The sequence below is a fragment of the Pseudomonas sp. T1.Ur genome (genome assembly GCF_023516725.1).
In the GTDB taxonomy this organism is placed as follows: domain Bacteria; phylum Pseudomonadota; class Gammaproteobacteria; order Pseudomonadales; family Pseudomonadaceae; genus Aquipseudomonas; species Aquipseudomonas alvandae.
This window is the reverse complement of record NZ_JAMGSN010000001.1, coordinates 2,422,774-2,445,497: the sequence shown is the minus strand read 5'-3', so window position 1 is coordinate 2,445,497 and position 22,724 is coordinate 2,422,774. Positions and strand designations below refer to the sequence as shown.

At 62.9% G+C, this 22,724-nt stretch carries 17 protein-coding genes; 6 read left to right on the top strand and 11 right to left on the bottom strand.

Features of this window, described 5'->3' with window-relative positions:
- Nucleotides 1–30 precede the first annotated feature (30 nt).
- The 5 genes from M8Q45_RS11015 to M8Q45_RS10995 all read right to left on the bottom strand — a co-directional run bounded on the left by M8Q45_RS11015 (nucleotide 31) and on the right by M8Q45_RS10995 (nucleotide 6,601).
- On the bottom strand, nucleotides 31–1,134 hold the full coding sequence (locus M8Q45_RS11015) for a WD40/YVTN/BNR-like repeat-containing protein (protein WP_249874752.1): 1,104 nt from the start codon (nucleotides 1,132–1,134) through the stop codon (nucleotides 31–33).
- A gap of 66 nt (nucleotides 1,135–1,200) precedes the next feature.
- On the bottom strand, nucleotides 1,201–2,562 hold the full coding sequence (locus M8Q45_RS11010; protein ID WP_249874751.1) for a DUF1329 domain-containing protein: 1,362 nt from the start codon (nucleotides 2,560–2,562) through the stop codon (nucleotides 1,201–1,203).
- A 15-nt stretch (nucleotides 2,563–2,577) separates the two neighbouring features.
- Complete coding sequence (locus M8Q45_RS11005) at nucleotides 2,578–4,227, bottom strand: DUF1302 domain-containing protein (RefSeq protein ID WP_249874750.1); 1,650 nt, start codon at nucleotides 4,225–4,227, stop codon at nucleotides 2,578–2,580.
- Nucleotides 4,228–4,290: 63 nt separating this feature from the next.
- The gene (locus tag M8Q45_RS11000; protein WP_249874749.1) at nucleotides 4,291–5,058 is read right to left on the bottom strand and encodes a coniferyl-alcohol dehydrogenase; all 768 of its coding nucleotides are present in this window, start codon (nucleotides 5,056–5,058) and stop codon (nucleotides 4,291–4,293) included.
- A gap of 70 nt (nucleotides 5,059–5,128) precedes the next feature.
- Nucleotides 5,129–6,601, bottom strand: coding sequence for a benzaldehyde dehydrogenase (locus M8Q45_RS10995; RefSeq protein ID WP_249874748.1), 1,473 nt, complete (start codon nucleotides 6,599–6,601; stop codon nucleotides 5,129–5,131).
- Between the two features lie 285 nt (nucleotides 6,602–6,886).
- Here M8Q45_RS10995 and M8Q45_RS10990 point away from each other — a divergent pair, with 285 nt between their 5' ends.
- The gene (locus tag M8Q45_RS10990) at nucleotides 6,887–8,662 is read left to right on the top strand and encodes a sigma-54-dependent Fis family transcriptional regulator (protein ID WP_249874747.1); all 1,776 of its coding nucleotides are present in this window, start codon (nucleotides 6,887–6,889) and stop codon (nucleotides 8,660–8,662) included.
- Between the two features lie 187 nt (nucleotides 8,663–8,849).
- On the opposite strand, the gene M8Q45_RS10985 is transcribed toward M8Q45_RS10990, so the two are convergent.
- Complete coding sequence (locus M8Q45_RS10985) at nucleotides 8,850–9,761, bottom strand: AraC family transcriptional regulator (protein WP_249874746.1); 912 nt, start codon at nucleotides 9,759–9,761, stop codon at nucleotides 8,850–8,852.
- 238 nt (nucleotides 9,762–9,999) lie between these two features.
- On the opposite strand from M8Q45_RS10985, the gene M8Q45_RS10980 reads away from it, so the two are divergent.
- Complete coding sequence (locus M8Q45_RS10980; protein ID WP_249874745.1) at nucleotides 10,000–10,773, top strand: L-iditol 2-dehydrogenase; 774 nt, start codon at nucleotides 10,000–10,002, stop codon at nucleotides 10,771–10,773.
- 195 nt (nucleotides 10,774–10,968) lie between these two features.
- Nucleotides 10,969–11,820 (top strand): CAP domain-containing protein, encoded by an 852-nt coding sequence (locus tag M8Q45_RS10975; protein WP_249874744.1) that lies wholly within the window; start codon nucleotides 10,969–10,971, stop codon nucleotides 11,818–11,820.
- Nucleotides 11,821–12,123: 303 nt separating this feature from the next.
- On the opposite strand, the gene M8Q45_RS10970 is transcribed toward M8Q45_RS10975, so the two are convergent.
- Nucleotides 12,124–12,990, bottom strand: coding sequence for a LysR family transcriptional regulator (locus M8Q45_RS10970; protein ID WP_249874743.1), 867 nt, complete (start codon nucleotides 12,988–12,990; stop codon nucleotides 12,124–12,126).
- A 101-nt stretch (nucleotides 12,991–13,091) separates the two neighbouring features.
- Between M8Q45_RS10970 and M8Q45_RS10965 the strand changes: the two genes are divergently transcribed.
- Genes M8Q45_RS10965 through M8Q45_RS10955 form a run of 3 tightly spaced genes read left to right on the top strand, consistent with a single transcriptional unit; the run spans nucleotide 13,092 to nucleotide 16,124 of the window.
- The gene (locus M8Q45_RS10965; RefSeq protein ID WP_249874742.1) at nucleotides 13,092–14,441 is read left to right on the top strand and encodes an acyclic terpene utilization AtuA family protein; all 1,350 of its coding nucleotides are present in this window, start codon (nucleotides 13,092–13,094) and stop codon (nucleotides 14,439–14,441) included.
- Nucleotides 14,441–14,764: an AtuA-related protein gene (locus M8Q45_RS10960; RefSeq protein WP_249874741.1), complete on the top strand. Its 324-nt coding sequence runs from the start codon at nucleotides 14,441–14,443 to the stop codon at nucleotides 14,762–14,764. The genes M8Q45_RS10965 and M8Q45_RS10960 overlap by 1 nt, the downstream gene beginning before the upstream one ends.
- Nucleotides 14,765–14,816: 52 nt before the next feature.
- The gene (locus M8Q45_RS10955; RefSeq protein WP_249874740.1) at nucleotides 14,817–16,124 is read left to right on the top strand and encodes a CitMHS family transporter; all 1,308 of its coding nucleotides are present in this window, start codon (nucleotides 14,817–14,819) and stop codon (nucleotides 16,122–16,124) included.
- A 572-nt stretch (nucleotides 16,125–16,696) separates the two neighbouring features.
- Here M8Q45_RS10955 and mqo read toward each other — a convergent pair.
- The 4 genes from mqo to ercA all read right to left on the bottom strand — a co-directional run bounded on the left by mqo (nucleotide 16,697) and on the right by ercA (nucleotide 22,640).
- On the bottom strand, nucleotides 16,697–18,337 hold the full coding sequence (mqo, locus tag M8Q45_RS10950; protein WP_249874739.1) for a malate dehydrogenase (quinone): 1,641 nt from the start codon (nucleotides 18,335–18,337) through the stop codon (nucleotides 16,697–16,699).
- Nucleotides 18,338–18,711: 374 nt separating this feature from the next.
- Complete coding sequence (locus tag M8Q45_RS10945) at nucleotides 18,712–19,917, bottom strand: acetyltransferase domain-containing protein (RefSeq protein ID WP_283939030.1); 1,206 nt, start codon at nucleotides 19,915–19,917, stop codon at nucleotides 18,712–18,714.
- Between the two features lie 211 nt (nucleotides 19,918–20,128).
- The gene (locus tag M8Q45_RS10940) at nucleotides 20,129–21,499 is read right to left on the bottom strand and encodes a hybrid sensor histidine kinase/response regulator (RefSeq protein ID WP_249874738.1); all 1,371 of its coding nucleotides are present in this window, start codon (nucleotides 21,497–21,499) and stop codon (nucleotides 20,129–20,131) included.
- Entirely contained in the window at nucleotides 21,483–22,640 is a 1,158-nt protein-coding gene (gene ercA, locus M8Q45_RS10935; RefSeq protein ID WP_249877308.1) for an alcohol dehydrogenase-like regulatory protein ErcA, read from the bottom strand. The genes M8Q45_RS10940 and ercA overlap by 17 nt, the downstream gene beginning before the upstream one ends.
- Nucleotides 22,641–22,724 lie beyond the last annotated feature (84 nt).

Sequence of the window (22,724 nt, the reverse complement as noted above, 5' to 3'; positions counted from 1 at the left end):
CGTGGCTCGATAGCGCTACACCGTGAAGTTTCAAGGTTTACCGGACGCCCGCGGGTCCTGGTCAGCGGCCACACCGCTCAAGCCGACGCTGGCCAGGCTGCCGTCGATCGCCTGTTGCACGGCAGCGACAGTGCCACCGCTGCGAACCTGGCGTTTGTCAAAACTGCGGCCCTGGTCATGACTGAAGAGAAGCTCGCCATTCTGGCTGGCCAACAACAGGCTGCCGTCGCGCAGTTCCACGGCAGCCGCCAGGGTCGATTCGAGACCGGTATCAAGACGTCGCCAGCTGTTGCCACGGTCATCGGAGCGCCAGGCATTTCCCCGCAGGCCGTAGGCAATCAAGGCCCCGTCGCGCGTCGCGAGCAGGCCGAAAAAGCTGCCTTCGTAGGGGGATTTCAACGCCTGGAATGATTGGCCGCCATCGGTCGAACGCAACAACAGGCCGCGCTCTCCCGCCAGCAACAGATCGTTGCCCAGGGCGCGGATGCCATACAGGTTCAGCCCTTGGGGATTGTCGACATGTTGCATCCAGGGTTGCCAGCTTCGCCCGCCGTCGTCGGTGCGGTAGATCTGGTTGTAGGCACCTACCACGTAGCCGTGCAGGCGGTCGCTGAAGTACAGGTCCAGGAACGGTTTATCCGGTCCGTCATCGAGCATGTGCCGGGCCTGGGCCAGGTTGCCGGCACCGCCCGGTTGATGGGCGTCGCGCTCGGCAACGTGCACCGCCAGCGCGATGGCACGTTCACCGTCGAGTTGTTTTTGCCAGGTTTCACCGCCGTCCCGGGTGTGCAGCACCACCCCCAGGTGACCAACCGCCCAGCCATGCTCGGCATCGACGAATTGCACCGCCGTCAGGCTGACGCTGACCGGCACCTGGGCCTGGCGCCAATTGGCGCCAGCGTCATCCGAAAGCAGCACGATCCCACGCTCGCCGACCGCCACCAGGCGTTCGCCGGCCCGGGCCAGCCCGAGCAATACCGCGCGCCGGGCCTTGGCCGTCGGTGTCGCCGATTGCTGCAGCACCGCCAATGTCGTGGCCTGTGCGGTCCAGGGCACGCTCGCCAACAGGCAACACACCAGGGCGCAAACGCCCCATAGCGGACTGCGGTTGGCAACGATTCTTTCAACGCTCATGTCTTTATCTCGCCCGGAAAATCTTCAGCGGCCGCGGTGCATTCCAGCGACACGGCCGCCACAGGTTCAGCGCATGTTTTCGTTGGCCATGGCGTCTGGCGTGAAATACGACGCCGAAGGCTTGGCGACTTTCTGGTACTGAACCGCCAGGTCGTTACTCGATGAGTTGAGGAAGTAGGCCCCGGTGTCGAGGTTGTAGCTGCCCCACATGACCTGTGCGGTCAGGGCCGGCAGGTCTGGCGCCAGCAGCGTCAATGAATACATCTGCCGACCGAGTTTGCCTTGGGCGTCATAACCGTCGGCCATCAGGATCTGCCAGGAGTCTTCGTCGACGTAGTAGGTGCGGCGCGGCACGACATGGCGCTTGCCGGATTTGAGCGTGGCCTCGACCACCCAGACCCGATGTTTCTCCCAGCGCACCAGATCCGGGTTGAGGAAGTTCACCCTGACCAGGTCGTCGCTCTTGGCCAGTGCCGCGCGGTTATTGTTGTAAGGGACGATCAGCTCTTTCTTGCCCACCAGCTTGAGGTCGTAGCGATCGGTCGGCCCGAACAGCATGAACGCTTCGTCGAACAGGCCGACGCCCGAGGTCACGAAGTCCGGCGTGTCATAGGCAATGTTTGGCGCCCGGCGAACCCGGCGCTGGCCGACCAGGTACTGCCAGGCCGCGCGGTTGGCCGGGTCCAGGTCCCAATGGGTCATCAGGCCCTCGCCGGCCTTGGACGACGGCAACTCGGTGAACAGCTTGCCCAGCAGGTACTTGCCCGAATAGTTCTCCGGGCTGCCGCCTTCGACGTAGTAGGGAAACTGGTACGTGTACTGGGCCCGGGTCGCCTGGACTTTCTTGCCGCCAGCGGTCATCAGCCAGGTATCGAACGGCGAGCTGATGGTGTCGCCGCCCTGCCAGGACAAGCGGTAGTTCCACAACACTTGCGCGCCGTTTTCCGGGATCGGGAACGGAATGCCACCGTAGGCGTTGGAGACTTTTTCGCTGTCCACGTCCAGCGTGGCGCGGGTGGCATTCTTGCCGGTGTTGTCATAGACCCATTGCGGCGCAGCCGCCGAGCGATGGGTCGGGTACACGTCGAGGCGATAGTCCGGGTATTTCTTGAGCAACAGCTTGGTGCCTTCGGCCAGTTCGCCTGCGTACTGTTCGATGTTCGAGGCCTTGATTGCGTACAGCGGTTTCTCCCCGGTAAATGGGTCCGGTCGTTTGTCTCCCGGCTTATAGCCGGGCGCAACCTGGGTGTAGCCGCCCTGCCAGGCCGGAATGCTGCCATCGGCATTGGCGGCACGCTCGCCGCCGAAGGGGGTCAAGTCGGTTTTCAGGCGCGCGGCCTGCTCAGGCGACACCGCCGCCTGCGCCAGGCCCGTGCTGGCGAGCGCCAGGGTCAGCAGGCAGGTGTTCAGGAATGTTGTGTTCTGCATGGCGAATCCACCTTATTAGAATGAGGTTTTCACGTAGAGCGAGACGAAGTCGCGGTCGGCCAACGACTGTCCGTAACTGAAATTGCCGTCCTCGCGCAGCCCGGCTTTGGGTGCGCCAAAGAAATTCACGTAGTTGAGACCGACATCCCAGCGTTGCAGGTAGGTGGCCTTGAGCCCGACGCTCCAGTCGCCGGAATGGGTATTGCCGAAGCCGGATTTGTTGACCGCCGATGAGCGTCCATCGAGCACAATCCCCATCCCGATCGGTACGGTCAGGTCGATCCCGTCGATGATCTGGAAGTACGCCGGCTCCATCAGGACGCGGAGCGCCGTGGCATCGCGGGTGGTGTTGGAATCCAGCGCGGCGGCGTTTTCAGTCACGCTCAAGGTGCGGTTCCACGCCAGTTCAGCCAGGGCCGAGCCACCGTCCCAGAACGCGGTGGGCGACAGCAGGTAAATCGCCGACAGGTTGGCATGAGCGGTCTTGCCCCTGGCAAACAACGCATTGTCGCCACCATCGGCTTCGACGCCGGGGGCCACCACTTGCAGGTTGCTCACCAGCGGCGCGTTCCAGCGCACCGAGGTTTCACCGGCGAAGTTGAACGGACCGTAGGCCGTGGAGAAGCTCATGCCAGCGGTCTTGATGTCTTCGGCATAGACCTGGCGATAGGAACCCAGGATCGGCAATCCGCTGGCCGCCGCTGCCGGGCCGTCCAAATAGGCGTACAAGCCGATTGGGGCTTTGTCGTGGTACTGGGCCGCGTAGAAACCCAGCTCCAATTCAGTGCCGCTGGGTTTGAAGCGAATCTGCATACCGCCCTGCCCCGAGTTACGCGGTTTCAGGTCGCCGCCGTTCACCGTGTCGTTGCCGAACACTTCGCGCAGTGGACCGCTGCCGTAGCCGATGGGATCGGCATCGCTCAGGTAGCTGCCCGCGCCGGGCAGGTTGGAACGTTCCCACTCGAACTGATAGTAGGCGCCCACCGACAACTGCGGGTTGATCTGCAACTGCCCGGAAATCTGATTGACCGGCCTCAGGATTTCCTTGAATTGTGTGCCCGGCACGCTGAGCAGCTTGACCACATCGGTCGGCCCCTGGGCATTGGCGATGCCGTTGCCGCCGTAGAACAGGCTTTCGCCATAGATCAGGCTGTGTCGGCCCAGGCGCGCGACGCCTTGGGAGTCTTCGCCCAGATCGCCGCGCAAGAACACGAAGGCGTCGAGGATTTCCGCGTCGCGACCATGAAGCTTGCGGGTTTCGCTGAGGAAATGCGGTTGTTCGCTGCTGTCGGTGTCCTGGTTGTAGATATCGTCGTACCAGGCCGCGCCGCTCACCCGCAGCCCGTAGTTTTGCCGGCTGAGGTCCATTTCGGAAAACAGGTCCAGGCGGTTGGAGACCAGGCCACTGCTGAAATTCTTGTCGCCCTGGCTCTGGATCGACGGGTACAGGCCGTTGGCGGTGGGCGCGTTGGTCAAGCGACTGTCCTGCCCGTGCAGGCGCCAGGCCTGGCTGTACTTGATGGTGTTGTCCCAGCGCAGTTTCCAGTCGGAATCGCCCAGGTCCATTTGCATGGCCTCGACCGTCTCGACCATCACACCGGCGCTGCATAACGCTAGGAACAGGGCGCACTGCTTGAAACCAAAGCAATCTTTGACGTTATCCATGGAGGCTTCTCGTTATTGTTATTTTTGGAGAGCGGCTTGCACCGCGTTCTTCGGATGAGCCTTTCAGATGTAGGTGGACGCCAATCCGCCATCGACCGGCAGGTTGACGCCGTTGATCCAGCGCGATTCGTCGGCACACAGGAAGGCGATCACCGCCGCCACCTCATCGGCGTAGGCAGGACGTTTCATGCGATGGGCATCGGCCTGGGTCCGGGCCTCGCCAAGCATGCTCACGAAGTCATCGAGAATGGGGGTGAAGACCGGGCCTGGCGCGACGCTGTTCATGCGCACCGAATGCTCGAGGAACCAGGGCTGGGCCTGCACATAGGTCCAGACAATCAAGGCTTCCTTGAAGTACTGGTAGCAGGTCGGGTCCGGCACTGGATGCTCGGCCAGCCAGGCTTGCCCGGCGGCGAAACCTTCGATGCGTGCCAGCGCCTTGTGCTGGTCCAGGCGCAACGGCCACTCGGCACCCAGGATCGAGGCGACATTGACGATGCTGCCGCCCGCGTTGATGCGCGGCAGCAACGCTTGGCTCAAGTGACGCAACCCGAGGTAGTTGACCCGCGCCAACAGTTGCGGATTGGCGGTGCCCGGCACCCCGGCGATGTTGCACAGGCTGTCGAACCGCGCAGGTAGCTGCGCCAGCAGCCGGTCGATGTGTTCGGCGCTGCTCAAGTCGCCCTGCACAAAACCGTCCAGGGTCATGTGCGGCGCCTTGAGGTCGATGCCGATCACTTGGGCGCCCTGGGCACGCAGCAGGCTCGCCGTGGCGGCGCCGATGCCCGACGAGACGCCGGTCACCAGCACAATCTTGTTGTCGAGTTTCATGTTGAGTCCTCTTGTTATTGTTGTCTGCTCGCGGGGCCTTCAGCTCATCCGCCCCGATACAACCGGCCTGTCAGAACGGGTAGTTCGGTGCCTTGTCCTTGACCGTCACCCACTGCCATTGGGTGTACTCATCCCAGTCCGCCGGGCCGCCAACATTGCCGCCATTGCCCGAGGCGCCGCGCCCGCCGAACGGGTTGATGCACTCATCGGCGACGGTCTGGTCATTGATGTGCAGCAGGCCGCACTGCAAGCGCTCGCCGATCGCCATGGCCCGGCCCACCGACGGTGAAATGACCGCCGCCGCCAAGCCGTACTCGGTGCGATTGGCCAATTCGATGGCTTCGTCATCGGTGGCGAAGCTGACCACCGTTGCCACAGGCCCGAACACCTCCTCGTCGAAGGCCCGCATCCCGGGCTTCACGCCGCTGAGCACGGTGGCCTGATAAAACAGCCGATCGTGATTGCCGCCGGTTTCCAGCCGCGCCCCGGCGCGCACGCTGTCGCTGACGATGTCATGGACCCGTTGCAACTGGCGCTGATTGATCAGCGGTCCGAGCGCCGCTTCGCCCTGGGCGGCATTGCCGACGGTCAAGGCCTGGGCCTTCTCCACGAGTCGGCGGGTCAGCTCTGCGGCAATGGATTCATGGGCGAGGATCAAACCGGTGGCCATGCAAATCTGGCCTTGGTGCAGCCAGGCGCCCCAGGCCGCGTTGCGGGCCGCAAGGTCGAGGTCGGCGTCTTCCAGAATGATCAGCGGGTTCTTGCCGCCCAGCTCCAGCGCGACTTTCTTCAGGTTGCGCCCGGCCACTTCAGCGACCTTGCGGCCGGCACCGGTGGAACCGGTAAACGCGATCATGCGCACATTGGGATCACGACACAGCGCCTCCCCGGCGTCCGCCGCGCCGGGCAACACTTGCAGCAAGCCCTTGGGCAAGCCTGCGGCTTCGAACAACCGGGCAATGAGGAAACCGCCACTCACCGGGGTCTGCGGGTCCGGCTTGAGCACCACCGCGTTGCCCGCCGCCAAGGCCGGCGCGACAGAACGCATGGACAGCACCAGAGGAAAGTTGAAAGGCGAAATCACCCCGACCACGCCATGGGGCTGGCGACGTGCATAAGACAAGCGCCCGGCTTCGCTGGGCAGCACCACCCCGTGGGCCTGGGACAACATGCCAGCGGCCTGATGCAACAATACGATCGCTTCGCGTACCTCATGCTGGCCCTTGAACAGCGCCCCGCCGGTTTCCCGGGCGACGTACAGCGCCAGTTCGTCAAAGGCCTGCTCGGCCACGTCGGCGGCCTTGCGGAAGATCGCCGCGCGTTGCCGTGGGCCCAGTGCCGCCCATGCCGGTTGGGCCAAGGCAGCATCGCGACAGGCCTTGGCAATGTCGGCGGTGTCGGCGGTGGCGCTGTACATCAGCCGCTCGCCCGTGGCCGGTTCGATAATCGAATGCATTGGGCCCGAGGCCTTCACCCAATCACCGTTGAAAACACATTCCGACTCGATCACCTGGGACAGCAGTTGGCTTTTGGATGCAGACATTTAAAACTCCCGGCTCTTTGTTGTTGTCATCGTTTGCCGCACCTGGAAGGCATCGAGGCAAACGCCGTACGGGTGCCTGAGCAAGCGCTGTGCCGGTTTGTGCCGGAGCGCTTGATAAACCTGGCGCAGGGCTCTGGCCTGGGGATCCCAGGCTGACACGGCGCGCATGGGCTATTCGCCAACCTGGCCGTTGGCCAGCCACCGCTTGTTCATTTGATAAAGTTATGCTTAATAACTATCTCGCCAGGTGATCATTTCGATCACCCCGCCATCAGGGGCATAACAATGAACAATCCCCACTGTCCGCTGCCGGATCATCGCTTCGCCGCCGAACCGTTTCGTCCCAGGGGCGACAGCAACTCGCTGGACGACAGCAGCTCCCCCACCCCGGCGGAGTTGGCGGACTGCCTGTTCTTTTCTCCCGACGATGGGCGCATCTGGCTCAACGACCAGCGCATGTTGCTGCTGCACAGCTCGTCGTTCGGCGCCTTGCGCCGGGAAATCATCGGGCGCCAGGGGCTGGAGCAGGCGCGCGGCATGCTCACTCGCACGGGCTATACCTCCGGCGCGCGGGACGCCCGGCTGATTCGTGAACGCTGGCCACGGGCCGATGCCGCCGCCGTGTTTCGCGCCGGCACGCATCTGCATACGCTGGAGGGCATGACCAAGGTCGAACCCCTGCACTTCAAGTTCGATGCGGACTCGGGGTTCTATGAAGGCGAGTTTCTCTGGCACCACTCCTGCGAGGCCGACGAGCATGTCGCCGCCTTCGGCACCGGGCAGGATCCGGTGTGTTGGACGGAACTGGGCTACGCCATCGGTTTCGTCAGCGGCTTGTTTGGGCAACTGGTGATCTTTCGCGAAGTGGAATGCCGGGGCATGGGGCATGAGCGCTGCCGGGTCGTTGGCAAGACCGCCGAGCAATGGGGCGACATCGAGCGCGACCTGAGTTACCTCAACGCCTCGCAACCGGCAGTGGCCCTGGAGTCGGGCGCACGGACCGAGGGTGTCGCCAACAGCGTCCCCCTGCCGGACAGCGAACAGCCCTTGATTGGCGCCAGTGCGACATTCAATGCCGCGACCCAGGCCCTGCAACGAGTGGCCCTGACCCCCGCCACTGTCCTGGTCAGCGGCGAGTCCGGGGTGGGCAAGGAGATGTTCGCGCGCCAACTGCACCAACTGAGCCGGCGCCGCGACGGTCCGTTCATCGCACTCAACTGTGCGGCCATCCCGGACAACCTGATCGAAGCCGAACTGTTCGGCGTCGAGCGCGGTGCCTACACCGGGGCCACTCATTCTCGTCCCGGCCGGTTCGAACGGGCCAACGGTGGCACGTTGTTCCTCGACGAGATCACCTGCCTGAGCCTGGCTGGCCAAGGCAAGCTACTGCGCGCATTGCAAGAACGGGAAATCGAGCGAGTCGGCGGTGGACATGGGATCAAGGTCGATGTGCGGGTCGTCGCGGCAACCAACATCGACATGCGCAAAGCCGTGGCGCAGGGAGATTTTCGTGAAGACCTGTTCTACCGGCTCAACGTCTACCCCATCGCCCTGCCGCCCTTGCGCGATCGCCGCGATGATGTCCCTCTGCTGATCAATGCCTTTCTCAAGCGATTTTGCCTGGAATATGGCCGTACCCCCGTGGGCCTGACCATGCGCGCCTTGAAGACGCTGTTGCGTTATGACTTCCCCGGCAACGTGCGGGAATTGCAGAACCTCATCGAGCGCGGCTTGATTGCCAGCGAAGAAGGCCAGGCCATCGACCTTGTTCACCTGTTTCGCGATGAGCGACTGCCCGTGGACGCGTATTCGGTCGATGGCAACGGCGGGCTCTCGCCATCGGCCGAGACAGCGAGCGGTGGCACGACCGGAACATCGCTGCTGCAATCCCTTCGCCAATCGGGAGCGGACTTCAGCATTGATGGCCTGGAATCACGCCTGATCAACGAAGCCCTGCAGATGAGCGACGGCAACCTCGCCGCGGCGGCTCGGTCGCTGGGGCTGAGCCGGGCGCAGTTCGCCTATCGGTTGAAAAAGCATCAACTCGCGAGCGACGCATGAGCCAAGTCCAGGCATGTGGCAAGGGAGCCGGCTCCCGATAGGCCCTGTAGGAGCTGCCGAGCGAAGCGAGGCTGCGATCTTTTGCGGCTGACGGTATCCCAACGAAAGATCAAAAGATCGCAGGCTCCGCCAGCTCCTACAGGGCCCCAACGGGAGCTAGCTCCCTCGCCACGGATTTTGTTGAGGCTCAGTCCGGCGTGCCCGCCGTCATGACGCTGCGGCGATAGTCGCTGGGCGTCTGTTTCGTTTCGATGCGGAAGTGCCGATTGAAGTTGGACAGGTTGTTGTAGCCGACTTCAAAACAGATGTCCGTCACGGCCATTTCACTGTGGGACAGCAACCGACAGGCACGCTGGACACGGAGCTTGCGCATCAGGTCGATGAATCCGTGACCGGTGATGCGTTTGAAGAATCGTGAGAAGCCAGGTTCACTCATGCCCAGTTGGCGCGCGATCACCGACACTCGAAGGTCGCCGGTGAGTTCAGCTTGCAGGTATTCGAAGGCTTTCTGGATGCGCGCCGAGCTGCGGGCATCCAGGGCTGGCGCATAGCACGGGCTTGCCAGGCATTGGACCTCGCGCTCACTGGCACGGCCAAGGGTGTCGAGCAGTTCGAAAAACAATGCCAGGCGCGCCAGCCCCTGGGCCGGTCCGATCGCTTCGAGCAGGTACGCCGCCCGGCGCGCGGTGTCGCCGCTGAAGGCCAGCCCTCGCCGGGCGCGCTCGAACAACCGGTGCAAATCACCCAGCTCCGGCAGCGCCTGACGCATCGACATCAGCGTGGCACCGTCGAACTGCAACACCACGTCGCGCCCAGCCAGGCACTCGCCTGGCGCCAGGTCCCCCATCCAGTCGTGGGGCAAATCCGGACCGATCATCGCCACATGGCCGGGGCCGAATGGCCCGATGTAGTCACCTGCCAGGAGCCTGCCGCTGCCGTGGCGAATCAGGTGGATCTCGAATTCCGGGTGATGGTTCCAGCGCGCCATCGCGTAGGGATAGTCATGCTCGTACCAGCGAAAGCTGTGTTCGGGCTCGGGCAGGATGACTTCCAGTTCGGCTGGTCGCTGGTCGTACAGGAGCGTTCGGTGATCAGGCATGTCGCGCCTCTTTATCGTTATAGGCGGCACCTTACGTCGATCGCACGGCGGTACGCCAGCCTTGAACCGACCGGCCACCGATACTTTTTTAACAGTGCGCGCCAGGGTTAAAAAAGTACCTGCAGTCGATCCCTTTCGCATTTGTCGGCCTTTGGCCGCGCTGATGTAATCGGCTTGCCATTGACGGCTGGCAGGTCGGTCCTGCCTCCATGGCTTCACAACAGGACAGGATCACCCCATGAAACGACTGCAAGGAAAAAGCGCGCTGGTCACCGGTGCTGCCCGTGGTATTGGCAAGGCGTTCGCCCAGGCCTATGTCGATGAAGGCGCCACCGTGGCGATCGCCGATATCGACCTGGATCGGGCCCGGGAGACTGCCGCTCAATTGGGCGACAACGCCTATGCCGTCAGGATGGACGTGACCGATCAGGCATCAATCGACCAGGCCATCGATTCCGTCGTGGCCCGGGCAGGCAAGCTGGACATCTTGATCAACAATGCGGCGCTGTTCGACCTGGCGCCCATCGTCGAGATCACCCGCGAGAGCTACGAGCGACTGTTCTCCATCAACGTCGCCGGCACCCTGTTCACGCTGCAAGCCGCCGCGCGGCAGATGATCCGCCAAGGCCACGGCGGCCGGATCATCAACATGGCCAGCCAGGCCGGCCGACGTGGCGAGGCCCTGGTGGCGGTCTACTGTGCCTCCAAGGCCGCCGTGATCAGCCTGACCCAATCCGCCGGGCTGGATTTGATCAAGCACCGGATCAATGTCAACGCCATTGCGCCAGGGGTGGTGGACGGTGAGCACTGGGAGGGCGTCGACGCACTGTTCGCCCGCCATGAAAACCTGCCCCTGGGCGAAAAGAAGCGTCAAGTCGGGCAACAGGTGCCTTATGGCCGGATGGGCACCGCCCAGGACCTCGTCGGCATGGCGATTTTCCTGGCTTCGGCCGACAGTGAATACGTGGTGGCCCAGACCTATAACGTCGACGGCGGTAACTGGATGAACTGACACGCTGGAAGTTTTATGGCCTTGAGACGACGAAAATGGACCTATTCGCCTGAAAATTGATCCCACTACTTGAGGATCATCCCGAACGGTACCCAACGGTGCCGTTCCAAGGGATTTCGAAAGAGCGTGAATACCGTTGCCCCAGCGGGGCAAAAATTGCGCATCATAGGCGCCGTCCGCTCAAGGGAGATTTACATGCGTGCCATTTTTTCCGTCATGCGTCTTGCCGCGCTGTCGCTGGGACTGGCCTTTGCCGCCAGCGCCGTAGCCACCGAAGAGACGCAACTGGTCGAGTCCATCAATCTTTACCGCAGCCAATCCCAAAGCTGCGCGGGCCAGGCGTCCCTGGAGCTGCCGCCGCTGGCAATGGATTCACGGTTGATCCTGTCGGCCAATGGCATCGGCGATTTGCAGCAAGCGTTGGCGCGGGCGGCCTATCCGATGGTGAACGTGCAGGCTATCAGCCTGTCCGGTCCACGGGACGCCCAGGCTGCGATGAAGGCCGTACAGGAAAGTTTTTGCCAAGTCGTGCTGGACCCGCAGTTCGTGGACATCGGCGTGAGCCGCCTGGACCGGGAATGGCGCATCGTGCTGGCTCGCCCGTTGTTGTCGGCGCGCCTCGGGGATTGGCAGGCCGAAGGCCAGAAATTGCTCAAGCTGATCAATAGCGCCCGCGCGCAGCCACGCCGCTGCGGCACCGAAGCGTTCGCCGCCACGACGCCGCTGGCCTGGAACGCCGACCTGGCCCTGGCTGCGGTGAATCACACCCGCGCCATGGCCAACAACAATTTCTTCGACCACAAGGACCGCGATGGGCGCATGCCGGGCGATCGCGCCGAACTGGCCGGTTACCTGGGCCAAGCCATCGGCGAAAACATCGCCGCGGGGCAGGATACCGCGTTGAAGGTGGTGGACGGCTGGCTGGCGAGCCCGGGGCACTGCGCCAACCTGATGAATCCGCAATTTCGCGAGTTGGGGGCCGGGTATGCGATGGACCCGAAGAGCGATGCGGGGATTTACTGGACGGCGATGTTTGGCACCCAATGACGGTGCTCGGCGGGCTTACGCCTTCGCGAGCAGGCTCGCTCCCACATGGATTGTGGCATTCCCCTGTGGGGGGTGTTCGTTCAAAGTGCCCTGGATAACTGTGGCGAGGGAGCTTGCTCCCACTCGGCTGCGAAGCAATCGTGAACCGGCGGTTGCGGTGTCACTGGAGCGTGTATTCGACAATGTCGGGGCCGCTTCGCGACCCAGCGGGAGCAAGCTCCCTCGCCACGGGGCCATCGTTTTTCTCAAGTGACCAGCCTTACTGTGGGAGCGAGCCTGCTCGCGAAGGCCGCGCATCGGCCCTCATCCCTGCCGCAATACCCGCCGCACATGCCCCATGAACTGACTCAACGACGGTGACGGAGCCACGGGCTTGCGCTGCAGCAAGCCAATCGAGCGTTTTGCCGGCTGCTCAATCGCAGTGACAGCGCACTGTTCGCCGATGTTGAATACCGCCGTGCAACTGGCCGGCAACAGCGAGAATCCCAAGCCTTCGCGAACCAGGGCCGTGGCGGTGCTCATGTGCGCCACTTCCCACGCCGGCACCGGGTCAACGTTCAGATAACGCAACGCCGCGTCAGCCAATGGACGGATACTGGTGTCCGGCGTCAGGGCGATATAGGGCTGCTGCTTCCAATCGCGGTGATGGTCCTGGTGGCTGAGCAAGACCAGGTTGTCATCCAGCAGGCGCTCGAAGCTCAGGCCAGACAGGTCGTCTGGCAGCGAACTGATGCAGGCGTCCACCTCGCCGCGCTGCACCCACCCCATGATCTCCCCGGCGCGGCCATCCAGCAGATGCACATTCACGCCCGGATGCTCACGCTGGAACGAGGCGATGACCACCGGCAGGAACGACGCCGCGGCGGTGGGCAAGGCTGCCAGCCGGAGCGTGCCGCGGCTCAAGCTGAGGGTGTCGCGGGCGTCGCGCACGGCATCGTCCATGTCCCGCAGCATGCGCCGGGCCTGGGGCAGGAAGTGCTCGCCGGCCGGCGTCAACTCGACGCTGCGGGTGTTGCGTGCAAGTAGCTGCAACCCCATGGTTTCTTCCAGCTTGCGAATGCTGTAGCTCAACGCCGGTTGGGACAGGTGCAATTGTTCAGCGGTGCGGGTGAAGCTGGAGGTTTCAGCGATCAGGATGAAGGCACGAAGCTGGCGGAAGGATACGTTCATGGCCCGCTCATAAAATTAATGGATCAATTGATTCTACCTTTAAAATTCACAGAACAATCCAGCCTCTCCACTATAGGGCCACCCCTCAGTGGAAAACGGACATGACAAAAACAATTCTCGTCGGGTGCGGCGCCGGTTTTGCCAATGATCGGCCTGATGCCGCCCTGCGCCTGGCCCAGGACCTGGCGCAACGCAGCGGCCCGCGCTACATCATGCTGGAGCTGCTGGCGGAGCGGACCCTGGCCGAAGCGCAACTGCGCAAGCGCCTCGACCCACAGGCGGGCTACTCCGCCCGGCTGTTCGATTTTCTCGAACCCATGCTCGACCTGTGCATCGAAGCCGGCATCCCGATCATCACCAATGGTGGCGCCGCCAACCCGAGGGCGGCCGCACAGCGACTGCGCCAAACCTTGGCGGGCCGCTTCCCTGGGCTGAAAATCGCATGCGTGCTGGGTGACGACCTCTTGGGCGAAACACCTGCGCGCTACGAACGATGGCTGTCGTGCGATCCGCAGGAACAGCCTGTGTCCGTGAATGTCTACACCGGCGCCGACGGTATCGTCCAGGCCTTGACCGAGGGCGCCGGCATCGTCCTGTGTGGCCGTGTCGCCGACCCCTCGCTGGCGGTGGGTGCGATCCGTCATGGGTTGGGTTGGAAAGCCGACGATTGGCAGAAGATCGCCGTGGCGACGGCGGCCGGACACTTGTTGGAGTGCTGCACCCAGGTCACCGGGGGCTATTTTGCTCATCCCGGGATGAAAGACATTCCAGACCCGGCCAATCTCGGCTGTCCAATTGCCGAAATCCGGGAGGACGGCCGCTTGATCATCGGCAAGACCCGCGACAGCGGCGGCCGGGTCAGCGAGCAAACCGTGAAGGAACAACTTCTCTACGAAGTCCACGACCCTCGACGCTACCTGACGCCGGACGTTGTACTGGACCTTGGCGAAGCCCGCGTGCAGGACCTGGGCGAAGACCGCGTCGAGATCAGCGGCCTGCTCGGCCATCCACGCCCCGAAACCCTGAAGGGCCTGGCGGGCGTGCGCGGCCTGTGGTTTGGCGAGGCGGAAATATCCTATGCCGGCCCCGGCGCCTTGGCACGTGCGGCACTGGCGCGAGAAATTCTGCTGGACCGTTTCGGCCGATTGGCACCAGGCGTGCAGCCCTGGATCGATCTTTCCGGTGTCGCCAGCCTGTTCAACGACCAGGGCGGGCGCTACCTGCAAAAGCAGCTCGCCCAGGCCCCGGCCCTGGAGGATGTACGCGTACGCATCGGCCTGACCCACACCGACCGACCGCTGGTGGAAACGCTGTTGGCCGAAGTGGAATCGCTCTACACCAACGGGCCGGCAGGCGGCGGTGGCGTGCGACGACATCTCGTCGAGGCCGTGACCACGCGAAGTTTCCTGCTGCCGCGGGATGAAATCCACACGACCCTGGAGTGGTACTGATGAACCTCGTCACCCTCGCCGATTTTGCTCACGCCCGTGCTGGCGACAAAGGCAACATCCTCAGCATCGCGGTGTTTCCCCACGACGCGGCCCACTACGCCTGGTTGCTGCGGGCGCTGACCTGCGAGCGGGTCGCCGAGCAATTCGCGACGCGACAACCCTCCAGGGTGCACCGCTATGAACTGCCGAACCTGAACGCGCTGAACTTCGTCCTCGAGGATGCCCTGGAGGGCGGTGTGAACCGCAGTTGCGGCCTGGACCGCCACGGCAAGAGCCTGAGTTACCTGCTGTTGGCCTTGCGGCTGCCCGGCCCGACGGACTGACCGATCCAGTGCCTGCGAACCATCCGACAACAATAAAAAGAGAGGCTGCAACATGATTACAACCCTGGGTTTCCTGATGATGCTCGCCATCATCGGCTTGATATTGCTGCGCCGGATCAGCCCGGTGGTGGCGTTCACCACCCTCCCCGTGATCGTCTGCCTGCTCGCCGGCTTCAACCTGGGGCAGATCGGCGAATTCATCAAGGCCGGCCTGATCACGGTGGCGCCGACCGCCGCGCTGTTCCTGTTTGCCATCCTGTTCTTCGGCATCATGCGTGACCGGGGATTGTTCGATCCGCTGGTCAACCTGTTGATCCGCAGCACCGGCGGCAAGCCGCTGGCCGTGGCGTTGGTGACGGTTTTGGTGACGTCCGTGGTGCATCTCGACGGCGTCGGCGCCGCCACGTTCCTGCTGACTATTCCGGCGCTGCTGCCCTTGTACAAACGGCTGAACATGAGCCCGGCGATGTTGCTGTGCCTGGTGGGCACCACGGCGGGTGTCATCAACATGGTGCCCTGGGGCGGTACGACCGCCCGCGCCGCCGCCGTGTCAGGCCTGGATGCCACCGCGCTGTGGCTGGGCTTGCTGCCGGTGCAGATGGTGGGCCTGGCGTGCATGCTCGGGGTGGCGACCGTGTTGGGCTTGCGTGCCCAGCGTCGCCAACCGATGTCGCTGGGTGCGGCCGCGACGTGTGATGTAGACGGCCTGCAAACCCAAGGCCGCGAATTCAGCCTCTCTCCCCGGGAGCTGCGCTACTGGCTGAACGTAGCCCTGACCGGCGGCATCTTGGTGTGCCTGTTCACCGGCATTTTCCCCTTGTATGCGTGTTTCATGGTGGGCCTGGGCATCGCCCTGCCCTTGAACTTCCCATCCCTGGACGCCCAGGCCGATCGCCTCAAGGCCCACGCGTCCGATGCGCTGCAGATGGTCCTGGTGATGATGGCCGCCGCGGTGCTGCTGGGTGTGCTGTCCGGCGCGAAGATGTCCGACGGCATGGCGTTGGCGCTGATCAATATCCTGCCTGCCGGCTCTGCCCAGTACCTGCACGTGATCGTCGGTTTCTTTGGCGTGCCCTTGGGCATGATCTTCTCGCCGGACGCCTACTATTTCGCCCTGCTGCCGGTGATCAAGGACGTGGCCGCTGCGGCTGGCGTTCCCCTCGAAGCCGTGGCACGGGCCATGTTGATCGGCGAGAACACCGGATTCTCCATCAGCCCGGTCGTGCCCAGTGTGTACCTGGCGCTGGCGCTGTCCGGCGTGGAACTGCGCAAGCACATGGCCTATACGTTTTTCTGGGCCTGGGGCGTCAGCCTGGTGATGCTCGCCTTCGCCGTGGTGACCGGCGCGGTACAGGTCTGAGCGGCGTGGAGCGAGCTTGCCCGCGAAGGCGGTGACACAGTCGATGAGGATGTTGGATATACCGGCCTCTTCGCGGGCAAGCCCGCTCCCACAAAGTCCGCGGCGGACATACATTCTGCGGCTTCTTGCAAATCCAGTGTGGGAGCGAGCTTGCCCGCGAAGGCGGTGACACAGTCGATGAGGATGTTGGATATACCGGCCTCTTCGCGGGCAAGCCCGCTCCCACAAAGTCCGCGGCGGACATACATTCTGCGGCTTCTTGCAAATCCAGTGTGGGAGCGAGCTTGCTCGCGAAGGCGGTGTCACAGTCGATGAGGATGTTGGATATACCGGCCTCTTCGCGGGCAAGCCCGCTCCCACAAAGTCCGCGGCGGACATACGATTCTGCGGTTCTTGCAAATCCAGTGTGGGAGCGAGCTTGCTCGCGAAGGCGGTGTCACAGTCGATGAGGATGTTGGAAGTGCCGGCCTTTTCGCGAGCAGGCTCGCTCCCACAAGGGGGTAACCGGGCGCGCATAAAAAAACGCCGCTCATTTGAGCGGCGTTTTTGTACTTGACCGGATAGCGTCCGGTTTACAGCGCCATGTCAGCCGCTGGATTGGCTTCCCGAGCAGCAGCCGGCTTGACCGGAGCTACAGGGGCCGCCGCCTTGCCGATGGCCGGTGGCGGGTCCAGTTGCAGGACTTCGCTGGTGTAGGCCCATTCCTGCGCGACGCGCTCAGGGTTGTCATTGAGCTTGGTGCCGTAGCTCGGCACGATCTGGCGCAGTTTTTCCTGCCAGGCCGGGGTGGCTACCTTGTCCTTGAAGACCTTCTCAAGCACGCTCAGCATGATCGGCGCGGCGGTCGAAGCGCCTGGCGACGCACCCAGCAGGCCAGCGATGCTGCCGTCCTGGGAAGCCACGACTTCGGTGCCGAGCTTCAGCACGCCGCCCTTCTCTTCGTCACGCTTGATGATTTGCACACGCTGGCCGGCTTGCCACAGGCGCCAGTCTTCCTGCTTGGCGTCCGGGAAGTATTCCTTCAGAGCATTGAAGCGGTCTTCGTCCGACAGCATCAGTTGGCCAGCCAGGTATTCCACCAGCGGGTACTGTTCGATGCCGACCTTGGTCATCGGCCAGACGTTGTGGGTCGTGGTGCTGGTCAGCAGGTCAAAGTACGAACCGTTCTTCAAGAACTTGGTGGAGAACGTGGCGAATGGGCCAAACAGGATCACGCGCTTGCCGTCCAGCACACGAGTGTCCAGGTGTGGAACCGACATCGGCGGTGCGCCCACCGAAGCCTTGCCGTAGGCCTTCGCCAGGTGCATCTGGGCAACGGTCGGGTTTTCGGTCACCAGGAACGAACCACCCACCGGGAAACCGGCGTATTCACGGGCTTCCGGAATGTCCGACTTCTGCAGCAGGTGCAGCGCGCCGCCACCGGCACCGATGAAGACGAACTTGGCGTCGGTCTCGGTTTCGGTACCGTCTTTCAGGTTCTTGTACGAAACGCGCCAGGAGCCGTCTTCGTTACGGGTGATGTCTTCCACTTCGCTGGACAGCTTGAGGGAGAAGTTCGGCTTGGATTGCAGGTAAGCCGCGAACTGGCGCGTGATTTCGCCGAAGTTCACATCGGTACCCAACGGACTCCAGGTGGCCGCGACCTTCTGGCTCGGGTCACGCCCTTGCATCATCAGCGGAACCCACTTGCTGATCTGCGCCGGGTCTTCGGAGTACTGCATGCCGGCGAACAGCGGGCTGGCCTGGAGTGCGTCGTAGCGCTTCTTCAGGAACGCGATGTTCTCGTCGCCCCACAGGAAACTCATGTGCGGCGTGGAGTTGATGAACGAGCGCGGATTCTTCAGCACGCCGTTCTTGACCTGCCAGGACCAGAACTGACGGGAAATCTGGAACGCTTCGTTGATCTCGATCGCCTTGGAGATATCGACCTTGCCGTCCTTTTCCGGCGTGTAGTTCAATTCGGCCAACGCGGAGTGACCGGTACCGGCGTTGTTCCAGCCGTTGGAGCTTTCTTCGGCAACACCGTCCAGGCGCTCGACCATTTCCATGGTCCAGCCCGGCTCCAGCTCATTGAGCCAGACACCGAGGGTCGAACTCATGATGCCGCCACCAATGAGCAAGACATCGACTTTTTTCGGCTCGGCGGCGTGCGTGGTCGCAAGACCCATCGCCATCGCCAGGCCCAGCAGCGCCGTGTGTGTTTTCTTCAACATGTGTGTATCCCCGGGATAAAACGCTATTCCGTCCCACAGTCCTGTTCGTGTATCAACCTCGCCCAATGCCAGCTCGGCGGACGGGTATCGAATGGACTGGAGGATGGACCTACAGGGGCCGAACGAATCGGCCTCGCATTTATGTCTCTCCGGCGCTGACTTCTTGTAGGTCTTGGCTTCAGCTGGGTGAGTGACACTGCAAAACGGTCTAGATCGGGCCTGCCGTGGCCGTGCCCGATTGTCGCAGCGGGGGCAGTTTACAGAATGAACCAAACAGACCGAAGCGCATTTTTGCATTCCTGACAAAAACGCCGACAAAGTGGCGGCGTTTTAATGGCTCGCTTGCGTCCCGTAAATGCTGTGGCCCTGCCAAATCACAGGTACTTGAGGATTGAAATATCGCGACGGCGTTGTTTCAACGAGGCGAACCAACGCGTCGGAAAAAACAGCACGACGCCCAGCACGGCGCTCCACAACCAGACCATGGGCAACTGATCGAAGCCGAAATAGGCACCTTGATTGGTCCCCCAGATGAAGACCGCCACCAGGTACATGGCCTTCAGCACGTAGAGGTGCAACAGGTAGAAGAACATTGGCGCGCCGCCATAAATCGCCAATGCCGCGGTGCTTCCCCGTGACTGGATTTTTTCGAAGAGCCCCAGCAGGATCAAGCCCAACCCAAGCGTTGGCAGGAGGAACATCAAGGATGGTGGGTACTTCGTCCCGCTCATGAAACTCATGAACGTGCGCAACGCATCGCCGGTCTGGACCCAGGGTTTGTCGCCGTAGACGTTGACATAGCGAATCAACATGAAGGCGATCAACAGACCGATGCCGACTGTAAACAACCGCCGCATCCTCACGCGCGGTTCTACATCCGCAGCGAACCAAGGCCCGATGCCCCACCCCAGCAGGATCACGCCAATCCACGGAAGCACCGGATAGGTGGTGCGCGCACGGGTGAATTCGGTGATATCGATGAACGCCCGTTGATGAAGAATCGACCACGGTACGAAAAACGGCGAGTCCGGCCCCAGCACAATGCCGTCCAGCAGGTTATGCCCGGCGACGATGGCAACCCCAAGCACAACCAGCCAACTGCGCTTGAAGTGCAGCAGCGCCGCCAGGATGATCATGCAGATCCCGATGCACCAAATCACTTGCAACCACAGTGTCTTCGGCGGGAACTCGGCGTTCCAGGCAAAACACACGAACGTCAGTTCCAGGAACACCAGGAACAGGCCGCGCTTGAGCAGGAACACCGACGTCTCGCCGGCCGTGTGTTTCTGACTGTAGAGCCACGCCGATAAACCGGTGAGAAAGATGAACACCGGGGCACAGAGCGTGCTGAGCAAGCGGGTGAAAAACAGGTCCGGTGTCACGCTCAGGGCATCGATGGGATCGGTGACCTGGCGATGCAGGAGAAAGGTCTCGCGCACATGGTCAACCAACATCAGCAGCATGACGAATCCCCGCAGGGCGTCGATGGCGAGCAGGCGTGTGGCGGTTTTTGCCGTGCTGGATGCAAGGGTCGGCGGGAAGATAGCGGCTGGGCTTGTCGCGCTTGTGGATAGGCTCATCGGGGTACTCGGGCAGTCGTTGGTCCGTGCAAGCCAGGAATGAGAATTCCTGCCAAACGAAAGCGGATAACATAACACATATTATCGTATTCACCCGAAGAACCTGTGGGAGCGAGCTTGCTCGCGATAGCGGAGCGTCGGTCGAAGCTAATCGGCCTGTGCCACCGCCATCGCGAGCAAGCTCGCTCCCACAGGTTTTGTCTAGGCTTGGCTACCCAAGCAACTGGCTCAACACCGCCCGCAACTTACCTGGCTTGACCGGTTTGTTCAGCAGCGGTGCGTTCAGTTTGCGCAGGGCGCGGCGGCACTGGTCGCTGCGGTCGGCGGTGATGATCACGGCGGGTATCGCCTGCTGGAAGTGCTCGCGCAGATGCCTGACCACTTCGCAGCCGACCACCCCATGATCGAGGTGGAAATCCGCCAGCACCAGCTCCGGAGCGCGGCCTTGGAGGGCGTCGAAGGCAGCCGCTTCATCGGTGGCGGTCAACACCTCGCAGCCCCACTGTTCCAGCAGCGCCGCCATGCTTTGCAGGATGCTCACTTCGTTGTCGATGACCAGCAGCCGGCGTCCCGGCAGCGGGTTGCCCGCCACGGCCTGCACCGGAACCTGGGACATGGGCAGCGGCCGTTCGGCTGACAGCGGGACTTCGATGCTGAACACCGAACCGCGTCCAGGCCGGGAGCGCACCTGCACCCGATAGCCGAGGATATGGGCGATGCGCTCGACGATCGCCAGCCCCAGGCCGACGCCCTTGCGATCCGCCGCCCGTCCGACGTCCAGTTGGTTGAACTCGAGGAAAATCGACTCCAGGCAATCGGCGGCGATGCCGCGCCCCGTGTCCCAGACCTCCAGGCTCAAGTGCCCTCCCCGACGCCGCGCCGCCAGGAGAATGCCGCCCTGGTCGGTATAGCGACAGGCATTGCTCAGCAGATTGCGCAGGATGCGGGTCATCAGCCGCAGGTCAGTCAGCACCGCTTCGTCGCCGAACCGCACGCGCAGCTCCAGGCCTGCGGCACCGGCCACCGACTGGAACTCGGACGCCAGCGGCGCCAACAGCTCATCCAGCCGATAAGGCGCCAGGTCTGGCTTGACGGCGGCCTGATCCAAACGGGAAATATCCAGCAGGTCGGCCAGCAGGTCTTCGGCGCCTTCGAGCGCCTGGTGCGTGCGCTCCACAAGCACGTGCTCGGCACTGGGCAGTTGTCGCTCGCGCAAGGTCGCAATCAAAAGCCGCGCGGCGTTGAGGGGTTGCAACAGGTCATGGCTGGCGGCGGCCAGGTATTTATCCTTGCTGCGGTTGGCCGCTTGGGCCGCGTCCCGGGCATCGCGCAACTGTTGCTCGACCCGTTTGCGCTGGGCGATCTGCTGCTGCAGGTTGTGGTTGGCCTCCAGCAGCGCATCGGTGCGCTCGGCCACCCGCTGTTCCAGTTGATCGTTGAGCTGTTGCAAGCGTTGCCGGGCCTGCTCCAGCTCATCGAGGCGCGCCGCCAGTTCGGGGTAATGACTCTTGCGTGTCGAGTGGTTGCCCAACCCCAGCAACCCGGCCAGGGCTTTCTGCTGCTCGTCAGAGGGCTTCGCCATAGACGACCTCGACATCCCGCTGGCTCGACTCCCGAGGGTTGGTAAGAATGCACGGGTCATGCATCGCATGTTGCGACAGGAACGGAATGTCCGAGGTGCTGACGCCATGCAAGCCCAAGGTCTCATGGAAACCAATGGTGCGCTTGAGGGCGATCAGGTGTTCCACCAGCCGGGTGCGGATCTGCCTGTGGTTGAGCCCACGGCAATCGATGCCCAGGGTCTCGGCGATCACTTTGAAGCGGTCCGGCGCCGAGGTGTAGTTGAACGCCACCACATGTTCCACCAGCACCGCGTTGCACAAGCCGTGGGGCAGGTCGAGAAAGCCGCCCAGGCTGTGGGACATGGCGTGCACCGCGCCGAGGATCGCGTTGGAGAACGCCAGCCCGGCCTGCATGCTGCCGAGCATGATCTTTTCCCGCAGGGCGACGTCCGCCGGGTTGGCGATCATCTGCACCAGGTTGTTGTTGATCAGGCGCATCGCTTCCAGCGCATGGGGATCGGTCAATGGTCCGTGGCCGGTGGAAACGAACGCCTCGATCGCATGCACCAGGGCGTCGATGCCGGTACAGGCGGACAGGAACGGGTCCATGCTCAAGGTCGTTTCCGGATCGATCAACGACACGTCCGGCACCGCTGCCTTGCTGACGATGGAAAACTTCATGCGCTCTTGCTGGTTGGAGATGATGACGAACTGCGACACATCGGCAGAAGTGCCGGCCGTGGTGGGAATCAGGATCAGCGGCGGACTGGGCACTTGCAGCGTGTCCACGCCTTCGAATTCAAGAATGTTGCGGCCATGGGCGACCACGATCCCGATCGCCTTGCCGCAGTCCATGGGGCTGCCGCCGCCAACCGCGACGATCACGTCGCAATGGTTCTCGCGGTAGGTCTCGGCACCGAGCATGACTTCCTCGACCCGAGGATTGGGCGAGACGTCGCTGTAGATGCAGTAGTCGATGCCCTGGGCTTGCAGGCTGGCTTCGACGTCACCGACCCAACCGGCGGCGATCACCCCGGGATCGGTGACCACCAGCACCTTGCGGGCGCCGAAGGTCTTGGCGTAGTTGCCAACGTTGTGCCGACAGCCGGCACCGAACATGATTTCAGGGGAAACGAACTTGCGCAGCGGGCTGAGGCTCATCTTTTCAGTTGCGGGGCTCATGGGTAAGCCTGTTGTTATTGTCGAGGGATACGTTGAGCCTAAAGCATCCCGCCGTTAATGCAA